Origin of the sequence: Marinifilum sp. N1E240, from assembly GCF_009295825.1 — a bacterium.
Taxonomy (GTDB): Bacteria; Bacteroidota; Bacteroidia; order Bacteroidales; family Marinifilaceae; genus Marinifilum_A; species Marinifilum_A sediminis.
In genome coordinates, this window is the sequence record NZ_WHKF01000007.1 from 1 (window position 1) to 18,496 (window position 18,496).

16 protein-coding genes are annotated in these 18,496 nt (G+C 33.6%); 8 read left to right on the forward strand and 8 right to left on the reverse strand.

Annotated features, from left to right (window positions below):
* Positions 1–760: 760 nt before the first annotated feature.
* Positions 761–1,285 (reverse strand): pyridoxamine 5'-phosphate oxidase family protein, encoded by a 525-nt coding sequence (locus tag GCQ56_RS15690; protein WP_152735483.1) that lies wholly within the window; start codon positions 1,283–1,285, stop codon positions 761–763.
* A gap of 32 nt (positions 1,286–1,317) precedes the next feature.
* Positions 1,318–3,246: a DNA primase gene (gene dnaG / locus GCQ56_RS15695; RefSeq protein ID WP_152735484.1), complete on the reverse strand. Its 1,929-nt coding sequence runs from the start codon at positions 3,244–3,246 to the stop codon at positions 1,318–1,320.
* Between the two features lie 185 nt (positions 3,247–3,431).
* Between dnaG and GCQ56_RS15700 the strand changes: the two genes are divergently transcribed.
* The 3 genes from GCQ56_RS15700 to GCQ56_RS15710 are packed head-to-tail and all read left to right on the forward strand — an operon-like array spanning position 3,432 to position 5,525.
* Positions 3,432–4,307, forward strand: coding sequence for a hypothetical protein (locus tag GCQ56_RS15700; RefSeq protein WP_152735485.1), 876 nt, complete (start codon positions 3,432–3,434; stop codon positions 4,305–4,307).
* 5 nt (positions 4,308–4,312) lie between these two features.
* A complete protein-coding gene (locus tag GCQ56_RS15705; protein ID WP_152735486.1) occupies positions 4,313–5,002 on the forward strand; it encodes an NAD-dependent deacylase in 690 nt (229 codons plus the stop codon).
* A gap of 4 nt (positions 5,003–5,006) precedes the next feature.
* Entirely contained in the window at positions 5,007–5,525 is a 519-nt protein-coding gene (locus GCQ56_RS15710) for a hypothetical protein (RefSeq protein ID WP_152735487.1), read from the forward strand.
* A 76-nt stretch (positions 5,526–5,601) separates the two neighbouring features.
* Here GCQ56_RS15710 and GCQ56_RS15715 read toward each other — a convergent pair whose 3' ends face one another.
* Both GCQ56_RS15715 and GCQ56_RS15720 read right to left on the reverse strand, forming a co-directional pair.
* Positions 5,602–7,899 (reverse strand): inorganic phosphate transporter, encoded by a 2,298-nt coding sequence (locus GCQ56_RS15715; RefSeq protein WP_152735488.1) that lies wholly within the window; start codon positions 7,897–7,899, stop codon positions 5,602–5,604.
* Between the two features lie 96 nt (positions 7,900–7,995).
* A complete protein-coding gene (locus tag GCQ56_RS15720; protein WP_152735489.1) occupies positions 7,996–8,370 on the reverse strand; it encodes a methylglyoxal synthase in 375 nt (124 codons plus the stop codon).
* A 291-nt stretch (positions 8,371–8,661) separates the two neighbouring features.
* Here GCQ56_RS15720 and GCQ56_RS15725 point away from each other — a divergent pair, with 291 nt between their 5' ends.
* Both GCQ56_RS15725 and GCQ56_RS15730 read left to right on the forward strand, forming a co-directional pair.
* Positions 8,662–9,084, forward strand: a complete 423-nt coding sequence (locus tag GCQ56_RS15725; RefSeq protein ID WP_152735490.1) for an SPOR domain-containing protein — start codon at positions 8,662–8,664, stop codon at positions 9,082–9,084.
* 6 nt (positions 9,085–9,090) lie between these two features.
* Positions 9,091–9,510, forward strand: coding sequence for an SPOR domain-containing protein (locus GCQ56_RS15730; protein ID WP_152735491.1), 420 nt, complete (start codon positions 9,091–9,093; stop codon positions 9,508–9,510).
* 2 nt (positions 9,511–9,512) lie between these two features.
* On the opposite strand, the gene GCQ56_RS15735 is transcribed toward GCQ56_RS15730, so the two are convergent.
* The 3 genes from GCQ56_RS15735 to asnS form a co-directional block, all read right to left on the reverse strand.
* A complete protein-coding gene (locus GCQ56_RS15735; protein ID WP_152735492.1) occupies positions 9,513–10,115 on the reverse strand; it encodes a hypothetical protein in 603 nt (200 codons plus the stop codon).
* Positions 10,116–10,238: 123 nt separating this feature from the next.
* Positions 10,239–11,693 carry an RNA polymerase factor sigma-54 gene (gene rpoN / locus GCQ56_RS15740; RefSeq protein WP_152735493.1) on the reverse strand — a complete coding sequence of 485 codons (1,455 nt, stop codon included), beginning with the start codon at positions 11,691–11,693 and terminating at the stop codon, positions 10,239–10,241.
* Between the two features lie 231 nt (positions 11,694–11,924).
* On the reverse strand, positions 11,925–13,370 hold the full coding sequence (gene asnS / locus GCQ56_RS15745; protein ID WP_152735494.1) for an asparagine--tRNA ligase: 1,446 nt from the start codon (positions 13,368–13,370) through the stop codon (positions 11,925–11,927).
* Positions 13,371–13,676: 306 nt separating this feature from the next.
* Here asnS and GCQ56_RS15750 point away from each other — a divergent pair, with 306 nt between their 5' ends.
* Positions 13,677–15,335 carry an AMP-binding protein gene (locus GCQ56_RS15750; RefSeq protein WP_152735495.1) on the forward strand — a complete coding sequence of 553 codons (1,659 nt, stop codon included), beginning with the start codon at positions 13,677–13,679 and terminating at the stop codon, positions 15,333–15,335.
* Positions 15,336–15,363: 28 nt separating this feature from the next.
* On the opposite strand, the gene GCQ56_RS15755 is transcribed toward GCQ56_RS15750, so the two are convergent.
* The gene (locus GCQ56_RS15755) at positions 15,364–16,224 is read right to left on the reverse strand and encodes a hypothetical protein (protein WP_152735496.1); all 861 of its coding nucleotides are present in this window, start codon (positions 16,222–16,224) and stop codon (positions 15,364–15,366) included.
* Positions 16,225–16,488: 264 nt separating this feature from the next.
* On the opposite strand from GCQ56_RS15755, the gene GCQ56_RS15760 reads away from it, so the two are divergent.
* Together GCQ56_RS15760 and GCQ56_RS15765 are read left to right on the forward strand one after the other, a co-directional pair.
* Complete coding sequence (locus GCQ56_RS15760) at positions 16,489–17,112, forward strand: TetR/AcrR family transcriptional regulator (RefSeq protein WP_152735497.1); 624 nt, start codon at positions 16,489–16,491, stop codon at positions 17,110–17,112.
* Between the two features lie 10 nt (positions 17,113–17,122).
* Positions 17,123–18,490, forward strand: coding sequence for a TolC family protein (locus tag GCQ56_RS15765; protein ID WP_152735498.1), 1,368 nt, complete (start codon positions 17,123–17,125; stop codon positions 18,488–18,490).
* Positions 18,491–18,496: the final 6 nt, after the last annotated feature.

The window sequence follows — 18,496 nt, forward strand, 5'->3', positions numbered from 1 at the left end:
AAATAATTTTAAAAAAGATTTTTAAACTCAAAACCTAAATCATCACCCCAGAATTTCACTTTTTTCAAACTCCCCTCGCTAGAAGAGCGGCTGCAAAGATAAATAAAATACATCTACAATTGCAAAACTTTTTTGAACTTTTTTTTTGAGATCGAATACTTGTCAAAGCCTTACAAATACTAGTGCTCCACAAGATCTTCTCACTCTAAAAGCGGCTGCAAAGATAAAGAATTTAATTCCTCATTTCCTAATGCAAACCTGAAAAAAATTCAAAAAATTTAAAGCCGAATTTTAATTCCGTTATCGCTAACTTATTTCCTCAAAATTCAAACACTCTACCGTTGTAAAGCGGGTGCAAAGATAACGCAAGTAATTCCACTATTCCTAATCAAATAGTAAAATATTTCTTAAACTAAACCTAACACTCTGGTAACCTGATTGAAAATTTTCGGTAAAAATAAGTCCGGTCGCTATTAATAGCAAACCCGGACTTATTCAATCATTTTCTAACCTAATGAAATGAAACTATGTTCTTATGTCATTTCAAAAATAGAATATAAATGAGTTAAGCATTCTGAAAAACTGTTAATGAAATATAAAAGTAATACTGATTGCTAGCTTGCGTTAAGGATTGAAGCGGTTACCCGACACAATTAACGAAGTAATGAGGAATTGTGTTGAGTCGTAGCGAAAATCCTGACCCGATAGGGAAACGCCCTAAATAAAAAAAGCCTTCTCGAAATGAGAAAGCTTAGATATATTATAAATCTTTTTGAGATTTCTTTTTGTCACGCTCTACTTGCCAAGGGAAATTATTACCGTGAGGAGCTCCGAATTCCTTTGCCGTTAATTCCTCTGGCTTTAATCTATACACCTCAACATTCCTTACCGCTGGCGAGTTGTATGTAAATTTCTTATCGGTGTATTGTCCCATTAATATATTTAAAGCATCCACCTTTTGATCGTAATCGGTGATAAACTCAATCTTACCACGAGCAACCACACTTTTTCCTTTCATACGATAGCTGCATGCTATGTGCACATCCTGATATGCCAATTCGGGCGGAGTACAAAAGGTAATGCAGACTTCAGGCTTAGCCTTCATGCAATCTATTAATTTACCGAAATCGGCACCATGCAAATAGATATATTCATCGTAATATCCAAAATTCATAGGTACTACATAAGGTTTGTTTTCAGCATCGACAACTCCCAGGTTGCAAATATCGCAAGAACGAATTATTTCTTCTATTTGCTCTTTGCCTTCTATAAATACAGTTTTCATTTTTTTTGATATTTTGATATAAGAATTGAGATTTAGAGAATCGTACGGTTTCCCAATTCTTTGGAAATTGCATTTTTAATTTGATCGAGAACCATTTTCTGTTGCATCAGTTCCATCATTTTAGCTGAATCGCCAGTCTCCTGAGCTTTTTGCATTTCCTGAAGAACTTCTTTCATTAAGATTCTCACTTTTTTTCCTTTGTATTCGTTAACCATCTTAGGAACCAAATCCTTTAATTTCTCAAGAATAGATTCGACATAACTCCCATTTTTGGACCATATTTTACTTTCTTCGTAGGGTTCACTTAAGATATCGGCGGCTAACTGACTGACTTTTTCGTTGCTATGATCACGAAAGAACGTTTTAGCATTAAAACTCTCCTTATCCATATTAGATCCGTAAAGATCGAAAACTAATTTATACAATGGATCCACCGATTCCAGCTCATCTTTTTGCAGTTCTGAGATAATAAACGAACCAACCTTAGTAATTAACTCTTGTCCATTTTCATCGGTTTCCTTAAACAGAACCTCTGAATCGAAATTTAAGAGTAAACTTACAAGAGCTCTTTCTTCCGTATCACAAGCATTCGCGAGATCTTTAATTCGGGATTTTTCAAAACTGCCCAGCTCTTTTATTTCTGCTACAGTTCCACTTTCTCTTCTTTTCTTTTCAGTTTTATTCAATTCAGAATACAAAGTTCTTTCATCCACATTTAATATCCTACTGCACTCCTTAATGTACGGAGGTCTTGTTGGAGGAGACATCTTCTCTATAGATCTTAGAATATCAACAATTAAATTTGCTCTTTTTACAGGATCTCCTTTAGCATCATCTAAAAGTAATTTGGCTTTAAAAAGAATAAAATCGCTTTCATTTCTATCAATATAATCAATCAAATCAGAAGCTCCCATAGTTCTAGAGAAGGAATCAGGATCTTCACCTTCTGGTAATAGCAATACTTTTGCGTTCACCTCTTGTTCCAAAATCAGATCGATTCCTCGAAGAGATGCTTTTATTCCTGCAGTATCGCCATCGTATATAATGGTAACATTATTCGTAAAACGCTTTATCAATCGAATTTGATCTGGCGTTAAAGCCGTACCCGAAGAGGCAACCACATTCTCGATTCCTGCCTGATGAAAGGATAAAACATCGGTATAACCTTCAACCAAAAAGCATTTATCGTTTTGAACAATGGACTTTTTTGCCTGAAAAATTCCATAAAGAACTCTACTTTTATGGTATACTTCAGATTCTGGTGAATTTAAATATTTGGCCGCTTTCTTATCATTTTTCAGAATTCTACCACCGAAAGCCAAGACTCTTCCTGCAATTCCATGAATAGGAAAAATAACACGACCTCTAAATCGATCGAGTAAACGATTCTCCTTATCTATACTTAATCCGGTTTTAACCAGATACTCCCTTTTATATCCACTATTGGTAGCCTGTTTCGAAAAAGCTTCCCAATCTTCCAAACAAAATCCAAGTTCGAATTTTTTAATAATATCGTCACGAAATCCTCGTTCTCGCAGATAACTCATCCCAACAGCCATTCCTTGCTGATGCTGATACAGATTGTGAGAAAAAGATTTCTGAGCAAAAGAATTTACAATCATCATACTTTCGCGATCGTTCTTCTGTTTTTCTTGCTCAGGCGATAATTCTTGCTCAACTACATCGATATGATATTTTTTTGCAAGGTATTTTAAAGCTCCTACATAATCGAGATGTTCGTGCTCCATTATAAAGTTCACAGAATTCCCACCTTTTCCACAACCAAAACATTTGTATATGCCTTTAGCTGGAGAAACTGTAAAAGATGGTGTTTTTTCGTTATGGAATGGACACAATCCCAAATAGTTAACGCCGCGTTTTTTAAGAGTCACGAAATCAGATACAACATCGGATATCTCCGATGCATCGAATATTCGTGTTACTGTTGACTGATCAATCATATCAACAAAAATAGGAAACAAGATTGAAAAAGATCGAAAGAATAGTAGAATTTAAAATTTTGATTTTTTACAATATCACAAATCACAAGAAATCACTAGCTCCAAACAATGGAATGACTAACTGGAACGTTAGAATAATGAAAAATTATTGAGTAAATTTAATTAAGCATACACATAGAAAACATATGAAGTCAATTGGAGCAAAATCATACTTCCTAAAAGGAGCTGTAGCAGGAATTCTTTTCTTTTTCATTAGATATCAGGGATATTCGCAAGAATCTCTACCAACAGCCAATGATTATAAGAAGTTTTACAAAACTAAAACTCTTATTGTATTGGAAGATTCTCCTTTTTCAGACTACAATTCTAAAATAAAAAATGCGATCCAAAAGAACTGGAAATTAACGGAATATGATTTTATAAGCAATAAAGAATTTGAACAGAAAAAATTGAATCCGGAATACTCTTTTTTGGTAACTAGCATTGTTACTTTTAATAAAGACAAAACCAAAGCGGAATATAATTTTTTGAGTCTGCTAATGGGAGGAACTGCCACAGACATTACTGATATGACAGATCTATGCTCTATTCCACTTTCATATCTGGATGTTGATGAAGAAAGTTACCTATACAAAATGGAATCATTAACTCGTTTTATTCAAAATCATGTTTCGTTTATTAGCGATTATCCTTCTGTAATTTCAAAAAATATATTGAAGTTCTACAATAAAAACATGGGTGAAATCAAAAACAAAATCTTGTACATCACACAAAAAGATCTTCCTAAGGATGCAAAATCTTTATCGAAAATCAAAAAACTGTATTCGGGCAGGGTTAAGATTGTAAGTTCCGATGAAATAGAAAATGCCATAAGTAATAAAGATCGGGATGTAGTTTTTCTGCACAAAGTTGGACCAGAAAAAACTACTAAAAAGGCAAGGTGTTTTAAGGTTATTATTGGTGCAGATGATGCAAAAATTTACTATTTTGATTATCACATGATTAAAAACAAGCAAACCGATAGCTTCTTAAGCAAGGATTTTAAAAAACTTTTAAACTAGATGTAATGAAGAAACTCGTTGTGTTAAGTGGTGCAGGAATGAGTGCCGAGAGCGGAATTAAAACCTTTCGGGATATGGGAGGATTATGGAATCAGTATGATGTGATGGAAGTTGCCAGCCCAGATGCTTGGAGAAATAATCCTAATTTGGTTCACCAATTTTACAACGAAAGGCGAAAAAAATTATTTGAGAGTAAACCCAACCAGGGACATCAGCTTTTGGCTGAACTTGAAGATCACTTCGATATCCATATTATAACTCAAAATGTAGATGATTTACATGAACGAGCTGGTAGTTCGAAAATTCTTCATCTGCACGGCGAATTGAAAAAAGCCAGAAGTACTGTAGATTCAAGCTTGATATATGAATTGGATAAATGGGAATTGAGCCTAAATGATACTTGTGAAAAGGGATCTCCACTGCGCCCTCATATTGTTTGGTTTGGAGAAAGTGTTCCTGCCATTTTGGAAGCTGCTGAAATTGTCGCACAAGCTGATTTGTTCCTTATAATAGGAACCTCGATGAATGTTTATCCTGCTGCTGGATTAATTGACTATGTTCCCAGCGGAGTTCCTATATATATTATAGATCCAAATCAACCCAAAATTCAATCGAATCGCAATATTACCTTTATTAATGAAATCGCAAGTGTTGGTATGGCAGAACTATACGACATTTTGCAATTAAAATCTTAAGGATATGAAAAGACTATTGCTACCAATATTTACAATTTTCATTCTTGCTTCATGCAGTCATTACGAATCTGCCACTCCTCTTGGACTACCAGAAAAATCAGCAGTTGAAGAATCGTTTCTTGGTGAATGGATACTTTCTGATGAGAAAAAAGAAAATGAAACTTCAGGCTTTTTGAATGTTATGGCTTTTAATCATCACGAATACCTTGTGCAATTGTATGAATTTGCTGACTCATCAGAATATATTGAATCGGTATTAAATTTAAGAATGTTCTCTACACAAATAAAAAAAGACAATTATTTTAATCTTATATTTTTGGGTCCAGATGCAGAATCAAGCTATATGATATACCGATTAAAAGAAATATCAGGTAACAGATATAAATTAATGTATTTGTCGAAAGATAATTTTGAACTCAAATTTGAGAATTCTGAGAGTTTTAAAAAGTATGTTGAAACGAATCAGAAAGAATTCAATAAAGCATTTTTGCCCGAAGGAATATTGAGTAGGAAAATAGATTGAAGATCTATACTTGATGGTAAAACAAAAGCCGATACATATTAGTATCGGCTTTGCTTTTATAAGGTATGCATTAAAATTAATCTTCTGTAGAAATTTCATCATCTGAAGTTTCGTCTTCTCCACTAAACCCTGAAAAATCTCTAGATGCCTTTAATAGATTACCCGCATGCAAGGTTAAATTCTTAGTTTCATTCAGAATTCCTAAATAGAGTACAGAATTTCTAGTACCTACTTTCTCGGCTTTAATTCTACGAATTTGTTCTTTTCTGAACTTGCGAATCGATGTCAACAAGCTTTTCTGCTTAGCAAAAGCTTTCTCTATTTCAGCAACATCATAACTACTCTCTTTTAATATGCGATTGATAGTTCTGAAAAAATCATCCAGTTTAGTTTGGATTGTATTCAGTTCATTAACCTGCTCTGTTATTAAAGTTTTGTGATTATTATCAACATAGTCAAATGCTGGTCCAGCGATAAAACTCATTGAGTGAGCAATCTCACGCAAGTAGTCAATCAATTGAACGTAGAAAGGTCCAGTAGCAATGCTATCGTCGCTTAACTTTTTCATCATCAAAGGAACCTGATCTTTAATCGATTTTGCCTCCTTATCTAACTTACCAGCTTTTTTATTGCATTCTTTCAATTTTGCACGTTCTTCAAAAGCAAGTCCATTAATTATTTTTCCATACAAATTTGGAATCTTAACTGTGATACCTGAAACTGCAAAAGTCAACTGCTCAAAAATTCCACCTTTTATAATAATTGTATCATCTTCCTCGCTTACTTCTTCCTTAGCTTTAGATTTTCTCTTATGGAAAACATGCGAACGAACCACAAAGATTATAGCAAGAGTTAACAATCCAAGAATTGCAAAACCGCCTAACCAATTTATCAGATTTGCAAAAATAAATGCCGCTGTAAAGGCTGAAAAAGCTGTAAAAAACCAACCACCAATAACAGTTAATACACCTGTAATACGATATACAGCAGAATCTCTACCCCAAGCTCTATCTGATAAGGAAGTACCCATAGCCACCATAAATGTAACATAGGTTGTAGATAATGGTAATTTTAATGATGTACCTATAGAAATAAGGATACTTGCTACGGTAAGATTAACTGATGCTCGGATCATATCGAAAGCTGGTTTATCCTTAGGATCAACTCCCGGAATCACAACTTCCTCTGGTTTATTAAATCTATTCGCTATTCCTTGCTGAATAGTAGCTGGCATCATGCGCTTAAAATTGCTATTCGCTGATAATGAACGACGAACCAATAAACGAGCAAAGAATGATGATCCAAATTTTTCATCTCCCTCATTTTGGCTACTCAAGCCAATTTCAGTCTCGGTAACTGTTCTGGCTTTTTTTGAAAACCATAAAGTAACAGTCATCACAACACCTGCAATAATCAACAAGTAAGTTTCTGTTTGTACTTTTGCGCTAAGAATTCCCATGGTCATGCCATAAGGATCTGCGCCCGGATTAGCTGCAAATGCCTGGAACGATTTGAAACCTGCCAATGGCACACCAATAAAGTTAACCAAGTCGTTACCTGCAAAAGCCATAGCTAAGGCAAATGTACCAACCAATACAATTACTCTAAGTATATTTAATCGAACAAACCATACTAACAATTGTAATATCACTGTCCATCCAATAAAACACACTGCAATAATTGTAAAAGTATTCGATTTGATCCATGCAAGAGTATCTTTATCAATAAAAGAAGAACCCTTTGCACCTTTAATTAAAATGAAATACGTAATTGCAGTAATCGCAAATCCTCCAAAAATAGCACCAAAGTATTTAAATGACTTTTCATACTTATAGGTGAAAATTAGTCGGGTAACCCATTGAACAAGCGAACCTGATAAGAACGCAATTACAACACTAAGTAAAATACCCGTTATAATGGCTAGCGCCTTAGCAGAGTTAATGTAATTTCCCAAATCGAGTAAGGATTGATCTGCAGAGTTCATTATTTTAACTACGGCAACCGCAACTGCTGCACCTAACAATTCAAATACAATTGATACTGTAGTTGATGTTGGCAGACCTACGGTATTGTAAAAATCCAACAGTATAATATCTGTTAGCATTACCGCAACAAAAATAATCATGATCTCGGCAAAGTAGAATTGATCGGGATGAAAAATCCCTTTTCGGGCCACTTCCATCATACCGCTTGAAAAGGTTGCTCCAACTAAAATTCCCAAGCTGGCAATAATCATTATCACATAACGAGGGGCAGCTTTAGAACCAAAAGCAGAGTTTAGGAAGTTCACAGCGTCGTTACTAACGCCAACAATAAGATCACTTATGGCTAATGCAAATAGCACCACCACAATTAGTAAGTAAAAGTTCTCCATGTTATTAAGTTCGTAAATTCGAGACAAACATACTAACACATGGAGAAGAAAATGTTTCAGTTTTGTTACGTTTGTGTTAATTTAACGTTAACAATCCTATTTTTCTGATTTATTTAGCTTTACCAAATAATCAGCTGTTGCTACATTTAAAGCCATTGGTACGTTATTCAGAACACAAGTTCTAATCAAGGTTTGAATATCGTGTTCATGCCCATGCGGAGTTTCAGCATCAATTAAAAATATCACTTCATCTACCTTTCCTTCCAGAATTTGTGCAGCTAAAAGAATATCTCCTCCATTAGGACCGTGACCAAAAGGCTCAACTTCCAGATCCAGCACGGAATTTAAAATTTCAGATGTATTTGTAGTTCCGATCAATTTGTGCTTTTTTAATTCGTCCTTATGTCTTTTCACCCAAGCCAACATTACACTTTTCTTCTCATTATGGGCTACCAAAGCAATTGTTTTCATACTCTAAATAATTTTATCAATTAATATTCTATAGTTAATTTGATGGTTTTCGATTCTACTTATGATCTTTATCCAATTTGGAATCATTCATATCAAAAAAAAATATATTATTTACAAGAACATTAGGCCAGTAAAGTAAGAATTTAGTATTTTTCTGATAAGAATATTATCAGCTTCAATAATTACCATAGCTATTTATGTATTTTTTGAAGCTTGTAACAAATAAACAAAGTATTCTTCAAATCAGTAATAAAATTGTAAATTTGTTAATATTATATTAATGTGAAGGCTATGAGTAATCTATCTAAAATTCTTCTTTTGTGTGTTCTGATTGTATCAGTAGGGCTAAGTTCGTGTAAAGAAGAAGCTAAAACTGTAAAGAAGAAAGCGACAACCGAAAAAGTTGCAAAGAAAAAAGAAGTTAAAAAACCTGCAGCTAAGCCTGTAGCAAAAAAGAAATTAGAACCTGTTGTTGAAAAGGTGTCTAATAAATATTTTCTGATAGTTGCCAGTTTCGAAAAGCAATCAAATGCTGATAAGCTTCAAAATAAATTGAAAACAGAAGGATATGTATCAGAAGTTCACAACGCAACTAACGGATTCTATCGTGTTTCCTACAAAGGTTTCTCGAATAGAAAGTTAGCATTCGAAGAATTAAAGAATGTCCGCTCAACAGAAGAGCATAAAGATACTTGGCTTTATATCAAACGATAATTAGGTATGGCAAAATTGATTTATTTACTCATCCCGGTTTTTCTATTACTGATATCCTGTAATGATAAAAAATCGGTAACCACAGTAAACAAAGAAAATGTTGTAGCGCAAACTGCGAAACGACAAGTTCCTGAACTTACTCCACCTCCAGAAAAACCGGAGCCTAAATTAACAAATGAACAAATTGCCCAAAACAGAAAGATATTTGATTACCATATTGTAGCTGCAAGCTACAACTACAAAAAGCAAGCGGATAATTTTAAAAGTAGACTCTACCAAAAAGGATATCCTTCAATTGTTTTAGAAAAAAATGGTAAGTATAGAGTAGTTCTGCAATCTTTCAACAATAAAGAATCGGCTGTAAAAGAATTAAAGCGACTGCGTAAACTGAATAAAAAACCCGACTTGTGGTTGTTACGTCAGTAACCTTACATTAGTAAGAGAGTAGAAAAAATAATAGTAAAACCTAAAACAAAACCTGCATATACCTGAGAAGGAGTGTGCAGGTTTAATTTTAAGCGGGAATAAGCCAACAAACCAGCCATTAAAATTCCTGCAATAAAATACATGCGCAACGAACTTGAGAATAGAATTGAAAAAGCCATTATCATTCCAAGAAAACCACCTATTCCTGCCATGTGAATGCTCACTTTCCATTTTGTAGAAATACCAGCAATAACAGCAATAGAAATAATTGCAGCCAACTGTAAATGAGCTACAACTCTTGTAATTGGGAATTTCATTAGTAAATAAAATCCCAATGCATAAAAAATAATCGACAATGCAAGAGGTATTATTCTTTCTCTTTTGTTATCCAATCCATAATCAGACACTAATTTTTGAGCTTTTAGCAATGGCAATACACTTACCGGCAATAATATTGTTGATATTGCCACAATTAAATAAATTACTCTTATTAGTTGAGGTGGTGTATAATCTAAATAAGTTCCTGAATGAAATACAATAAAGATTGAATAAAGAGGCATCAACATAGGGTGTGCTACTCCAGAAATTATTCTTGAAAGATTCATATTCTTTTATTCTTGGGTCAACCTGATAATTCAGAATTAAGTATCAGTAAGGTTCATACTTATATAAAACAAAGGTGCAAAGATAATTGTCTTTGCACCAAGTTCTTTATTCTTTAACAAAATTTATAGTTCTTTTCTTAAGCGAGCCACCGGAATATTCAATTGCTCTCGGTATTTGGCTACTGTTCTACGGGCAATCTGATATGATTTCTCTTTTAATATTGCAGCCAACTTATCATCAGTTAATGGCTTTTTCTTGTCTTCATTATCAACACATTCCTGCAATATCTTCTTAATTTCTCGTGTAGAAACTTCTTCACCAGAATCGGTTTGCATACCTTCTGAGAAAAAATATTTTAGTGAGAAGATTCCAAAATGCGTTTGGATGTATTTCGAATTGGAAACTCTCGAAATGGTTGATATATCTAAACCAGTGATATCTGCAATATCTTTCAAAATCATTGGCTTTAATTTCTTTTCATCACCTTCCATAAAGTAAGCACGCTGAAAATCGATAATTGCATTCATACTAACCAGCAAAGTATTTTGTCGCTGCTTAATCGCATCGATAAACCATTTTGCAGAATCCAATTTTTGCTTGACAAACATTACCGCATCCTTCTTATCCTTCGATTGATTCTTCTTATTTCCAGAATAATCCTGCAACATTTCCGAATAGGATCGACTAATGTGAAGTTCAGGTACATTTCTAGCATTCAAACTTAAACGAAGGTCACCATCTTCCTCTTCCAGAATAAAATCCGGAATAATGGTTGGCGAAGCTTTTACCATTGGATTGTTAAAAGCCGATCCTGGTTTAGGATTCAACTTTAATATTTCATCAATGGCACATTTAAAATCTTCATCACTCGCATTTACACGCCTCTGTATTTTATCGTAATGCTTTTTCGTAAATTCTTCGAAATGTTTCTTTAAAATTAGTTGAGCCAATTTTACATCTGGGTTGTGCTTTCCTTTTCTTTGTATCTGCAACAACAAACATTCCTGTAAGTCTCGAGCACCAACGCCTGCAGGGTCAAAATCCTGAATTACTCTCAACAGTTCAACCAATTGCTCAAAAGAAGTTTCAACTCCCGTTGAAAATGCCAAATCATCAACAATATTATCGATATCTCTTCTCAAATATCCATCTTCATCGATATTCCCGATAAGATATTCGGTTAAGGCAGCATCTTCAGGAGATAAAATTCGAAGTCCCAATTGTGAAATCAATAATTCATGAAAGGTAGTTCCTCCCGAAAAAGGAATTTCTTCATGTTTATCATCTTTCGAATAATTTTGTGCAGATAATTTATAAGAAGGAACATCTTCATCATTCATGTAATCTTCCAAAGTAAACTCTTCTCTATCAGAATCTGGTTCCGCTGTATCCTCTGTTTGACTACTTTCCTGATATTCTTCTTCGTTTCCTCCTTCTTCGAGAACAGGATTTTCTTCCAACTCCTTCTTAATTCTTTCCTCGAGTTGCAAAGTAGGAAGCTCCAACAACTTTATCACCTGTATTTGTTGAGGTGATAATTTCTGTAATAATTTTTGCTGTAAACTTTGCTTTAACATACGAATTCTGTTCTTTTTTTAAGATGAAGCAAGGTACATAATCTGCGCTGAACTTACAAACATCAAGCCAAAAGTAAAAAAGGAGAAAGTGAAAATGAACAAAAAGAAAACATAAATCTAAAAGCCTTAAGTGCAAATAAAAAAACCGCATCACTTGCGTGACACGGTTTATCAAATATTATAATCATCTCAATATATTCTCATCTGAAAATTGAGATTTAGAATTTCATTTTAAAATTCAGCATTCTTAGGGGTTCTTGGGAAAGGAATTACATCACGAATATTACCCATTCCGGTAACAAATAACATCATTCTTTCAAATCCTAATCCGAAACCAGAGTGAGTAGCCGATCCAAATCTTCTAGTATCTAAATACCAATCCATTTCATCAGCAGGAACTCCCATCTCAGTCATACGAGTTACCAATTTGTCCAAATCTTCCTCACGTTGCGATCCTCCAACAATTTCACCAATTCCTGGGAACAAGATATCCATTGCGGCAACAGTTTTTCCATCATCATTCTGTTTCATATAGAACGACTTGATTTCTTTCGGATAATCAATCAGGATAACTGGTTTCTTAAATTTCTTTTCAACCAAATAACGCTCGTGTTCCGACTGAAGATCAGCTCCCCAACCTTCAATTAGGTATTGGAATTTCTTCTTCTTGTTTGGCTTAGAGTTACGAAGAATCTCAATTGCTTCTGTATAAGTCAAACGAACAAAATCGTCTTCCAATACAAACTTCAATTTCTCTATCAATTCCATTGAACGATCTTCTGCTTTCTTCCCTTTTTCCTCTTCCTGCAATCTCTTGCTTAAGAATTGAAGATCTTCCATGCAGTTATATAAAGCATATTTAATCATATACTTTAAGAATTCTTCAGCCAAATCCATGTTATCAGTAATATCATAGAAAGCCATTTCTGGTTCAATCATCCAGAACTCAGCCAAGTGACGAGTTGTATTTGAATTTTCGGCGCGAAAAGTAGGACCAAAAGTGTAAATCTCACCCAAAGCCATCGCTCCCAATTCACCTTCTAACTGTCCAGAAACCGTAAGGTTTGTCTCTTTTCCGAAGAAATCTTCTTTATAATTAATGCTACCATCTTCGTTTAAAGGTGGATTTTTAGCATCTAATGTTGAAACTCTAAACATTTCGCCTGCACCTTCGGCATCCGAACCTGTAATTAAAGGTGTGTGCATGTAAAAGAATCCTTTTTTATTGAAGAATTCGTGAACAGCATAAGCCATAGCATGACGAATACGAAATACTGCACTAAAGGTATTGGTACGAAAACGCAAGTGTGCTTTCTCTCTTAAAAACTCCAAAGAGTGTTTCTTTGGCTGTAAAGGATATTTTTCAGGGTCCGCAACACCTAAAACTTCAATATTTTTAGCTGCAATCTCAACTGATTGTCCACTACCTTGTGATTCAATCACCTCTCCATCAACAGAAATGGCTGCACCTGTAGTTATTTTTCTTAATTCCTCCTCATTAAAATTAGGAACATCAACAACAATCTGAAGATTTTGAATAGTAGAACCATCATTTAAAGCCACAAAATTAATTTGCTTGTTACCTCGCTTTGTTCTAACCCATCCTTTCACATTCACCGTACTGCCAATTTCACTTGAAACCAACAGATCTTTGATCTTAATTCTTTTCTGTTCCATTTTTATTATTACTTAATGAGATAATAATTGTTATTTGATCTTTAAATCAGACAACAAGGCTACAAAAATATAAAATTGGATTTAATTCTTTACTTATTATCCAGATATTCAGAAAAATTAGTGAACAAAAAGTCAATTTTAATCAAGTCAATTCTCAATTACTTACTTTTTTCAAGAATCTTATAAGGATATTAATTGACTGATTTTCTAGAGCTTTGCCTAATTTTAAACAAAATTGACTTTGTGTAGTTTATGTTTTCTTGTCAAGATTATTATCTTTAACGGTCGCATCAACCTAGTAAATTAATGATTCAAAACAAGTTAGTACAATCGATACAGCAAACAATACAGAAAAACCGAGAACTTCCGGCTTTTACGAATTACCAAAAAGATACAATCACTTACGCTGAAGTTGCCCAACGCATACATTGGATACATCTACTTTTTAAAGAGTTAGGAATAAAAAAAGGAGATAAAGTTGCGGTTATAGGTCGTAACATGAACAATTGGGCAGTTACTTATTTGGGAACTATCACTTATGGAGCTATAATTGTTCCCATTCTTCCTGATTTTAATTCTAGTGATATACATCATATCGTCAATCATTCGGAATCCAAACTTCTTTTTTCCACCGAAAACATCTTTAATAAGATTGATGATAGCAAAATGAAAAAGTTAAAGGGAATTCTTTCTCTTGGCGCATTTGAAGTTCTTTGTTCATCATGCGAAAAGCTGGTTAAAGCTCACAAAGTTGCTAGCGAAAAATCAGAAGCAAGTGCTATTGACATAGATAATTTAAAATATGCAGATCCTAAAGAAGATGATACTGCTGTTTTATCTTATACTTCAGGAACATCAGGTTTCTCGAAAGGTGTAATGCTTTCTTTCAGATGTTTGTATTCTAACGTACAAATAGGATTCGATTATATTGATCTTCGTCCAGAAGATAAGATCGTATCATTTTTACCATTGGCTCATGTATTTGGATGCATGTTCGAATTCTTAACTGAATTTTGTTGTGGCTGCCATGTTGTTTTCTTATCACGAGTTCCAACTCCACAATTAATTACCAAGGCATTTCAGGAGGTAAAACCCCGTTTGATTTGTTTGGTTCCATTAATTATGGAAAAAATATATAAAAAACGAATACTTCCTGTTCTTGAAAGTCGTAGAGTAAAGCTGATGCTTAAAATTCCTTTGTTAGAAAAGAAGATCTACAAAAAAATAAGAACTTCACTGATTGAAACCTTTGGTGGGAATTTTATTGAAGTAATTATTGGTGGTGCAGCACTAAGTAAGGAAGTGGAAGATTTTCTTAAAAAAATTGAATTTCCATTTACTATCGGGTATGGAATGACCGAGTGTGGTCCATTAATTAGCTACAGCCCAAGTAATCAGTTCCAATCTCACTCGTGTGGGAAGGTGGTAGATAGAATGCAGGTAAGAATAGATTCGAAAGATCCATTTAATGTTGTAGGTGAAATTCAGGTGAAAGGAGATAATGTAATGCAAGGTTATTACAAAAATTCTGATGCCACAGCTGAAGCTTTAAGCAAAGATGGTTGGTTAAAAACCGGCGATTTGGGAGTAATCGATCAGGATGATACCATCTATATAAAAGGAAGAAGCAAAAACATGCTTTTAGGTCCATCTGGACAAAATATTTATCCTGAAGAAATTGAAGCCAGATTAAATAACATGCCTTTTATTCAGGAATCAATTGTTACTGATGACAAAGATCACAAGCTAATTGCCTTAATATACCCGGATTATGAATCGTGTGATGCCGAAGGCTTAACAAGAGATGAAATTCAGGCGGCATTGGAAAAAGACAAACAAATAATTAATAAAGATTTTCCTGCCTATATGAAAATTTCAAGAATAATTTTGTTTCCTGAAGAATTTAAGAAAACTCCTAAACGAAATATTAAACGATACTTATACACAAGTTTGTACCACGAGTAAAATGGTAAGCCGGTCTTTTCAGATCGGCTTATTTTTTAAACAAACCATTTTGTAGTTTTGTTCGATGGTTGAGTTTAAAAACCAAATCGATAACAGGTGTTGCTAAAAACTGAGTTCCATAATTGCTATCTAAATAGTACATCTTGTATCCTGCCGATATAGATAAGCGACTGTTTTTATGCCAATGTATTTTCCCTTGACTCTCAACTGCCCATTCTCCATTAAAATCAATATTGTAATAATCAGCATTTATTGAAAAATTGAAATTTCGATACACATTTCCTGCCAACTCCAATCCAGCAAAATACAGTTTCTGATTCTTATAATAAGAAGCCGTTCGATGATATAAAAAGTGATAATCCACTAAAGGAAGGTTATCATCACCCGATTTTAAAGAAAAATCGAAGCCTATACGACCCGTTACTATTAAATCGGGGATGCGAACAAAGCAATCTGCCGGCTGTGGATTCAAAATATGACTTAGTATCAACTCATTTCGAAAAGTGAAGATATAAGGAACATCAGCAGATTCAGAAATCTGATCTTTAAAGCCGCTATTTTGCATCCACTTCAAGCCAAGAGTTGGATAATAAAAAGTATGCTGACTTGATAGTATGGTATTTTTACCTATCCACTGATGTTTAAAACCAATATTAGGCGCAAAAGGAAACAACAGCAATTGCGAATTGATCTCTGTTTTAGGATAGTTACCATATCTGCTTATGGCAAGTGCACTCAAGTGAACTTCGCCCATTGGAACCACTTTAGCTCCTCGTTCGGTCCAGGTACTATAATAATCAATTCTTTCTCCTCCCACTAAAGGAACCTGTCCATATATAAGTGAACATGAAAATATCAATACTAGCAATAAAACAAGTTCTTTCTTCATTTGTAACGCTTTTAATAACTAACACGAAATAAACCATTTTATTATTAGAGATAAAATAATTCTCTTCAAATATTAAAATCGAGATTTAAACGCCATTTACCGATAAAATTAAAACAGTTACCTAATTACCTGATACAATATGTTTTTATCGGTATACTTTTACTATTGGTTGAAAATTCACACTCGCACAAAACTAATGTTAACAAAATTTAACACAGAATTGGAAACTTTTAATACGGTTAAAGTTTCCAAAGTTTTTTCTTCATGTATATTTGCAATATGAATGAGCAAAAGGAAAAGATTTTAATGAACATCTGGGAAATGTTTTTCCAATATGGTATTAAAAGTGTGACGATGGATGATATTGCTTCAAAATTAGGCATATCTAAAAAAACTCTATATCAACACTTTCCAAACAAAAAAGAATTGGTTACTCAAGCATGCGAATGGGAAAGACAAAATCCTGAATTCTCTTTCAATTCAGATGAATTAAAAGAAATGAATGCACTTGATCAATATTTTGAATTCTTCAAATTTGTAAATGAGAGAATTAAGCTACGCTGTGATTCTTTAGATTACGATTTAAAGAAATACTACCCTGAAATATGGAATAATTTCAAACAGGAAAAAATAATTGGCTTTCAAAATGAATTGCTAACCAACCTAAAAAAAGGAGTTAAAGAAGGATTCTATAGATCTGAACTAAACATCGATTTTATAAGTAAAAATCTGGTTAGTTTCTATTTAAACCTATCCATAACAGAATATCAGGTGTTCAACGATGATGAAGTATTTAATGCTGATATGCATCGAGAATTAACCATGTATCATTTACATGGAATTTGTACCAAAGAAGGAATAAAATATTTTAAAAATAAATTTAAATAGATCATTACCAATGAAAAACATCCTACTAATACTGGTGATTTATTTTGGTTTTAGTAATTTGCTATTAGCACAAAACGAGACTAAAATTAATTTCACTTTAACCGAAGCACAAGCATATGCTTTGGAAAACTCATACTCGGTAAAAGGTACCGACTATGACTTACAAGTTGCAAAAAAGAAGGTTTGGGAAACCATTGCTGACGGTTTACCACAAATTGATTTTAATGCAGATTATTCTAATAATTTAAAATTGACTAAATCTCCCCTACCAATTGAATTCGCAAATGTAATTAGAGCTATGAGTGGAGAACCAACCTCTAATGAACCAATGTTCGTTTCGTTTGCTCAGCGATATAGTAGTTCTGCTGGTGTAACAGTCAATCAGAAAATATTTGATGGATCGTATATTGTTGGAACCATGGCAGCAAAAGTATATCTTCAATTATCAAAAGATCAAAAAGAAAAATCGGAGATTGAAATAAAAGATGCGGTTGCTCAAGCTTATTACACTGTGTTGGTAGCTGAAGAAAATTATAAAACCATAAAGGAAAACCTAGATATCAACAAAAAGTTATTGAAAGAAACTGATGCATACTTCCAAAATGGCTTTCGTGAAGAGTTAGATGTTGATCAGATCCGTTTGAATTTAAACAACTCTAAAACTCAATTAGCAGATGCCAAAAGAGCGATTCGTACATCCTTAATAGTTTTAAAATTTACTATGGGGGTTGATGTTGATGATAAAATTGAGTTAACAAATTCATTAAACAACTTAGTTGATCCTTTAAGAACAGAAACACCTGTAATTTCGAGTTATGATGTAAGCAATCATATCGATTATAAAATCATGACAACAAACCTAAAAGCTCAGGATTTATTGATAAAAAATGAGCAGGCTGATTATTTACCAAATATCTCAGCATTTTACACTTATAGTAAGAACGCTAGTGCCGATGATTCAAATATTTTCAAATCAAACGTTCCCTGGTTTAATTCTTCTGTTTTAGGTGTTAAGGTCAGCATGCCAATTTTTTCAGCAGGTAAAAGAAGATCAAAAGTAAAGCAACAAAAAATAGAATATATGGCTTTAGAAAATGATCTTCAGATGACAGAACAAAATCTGAAAAAAGATTTAAGTATTTCGTTTTCTAACTTACTGAATGCGCAAGAAAAATATGAAAACGATCGTGAAGGTTCCGAAATTGCGAAAAGAATTTACGACAGAACAAGAATCAAATTCAATGAAGGTATCTCTACAAGTACCGAACTTTCAGAGAATGAAAAACAATATTTGGATTCACATTCGAACTATATAAACTCAACATTACAGTTATTGAATTCGAAAATAGCATTCCAAAAAGCATTGGGTAAACTATAAATAAAA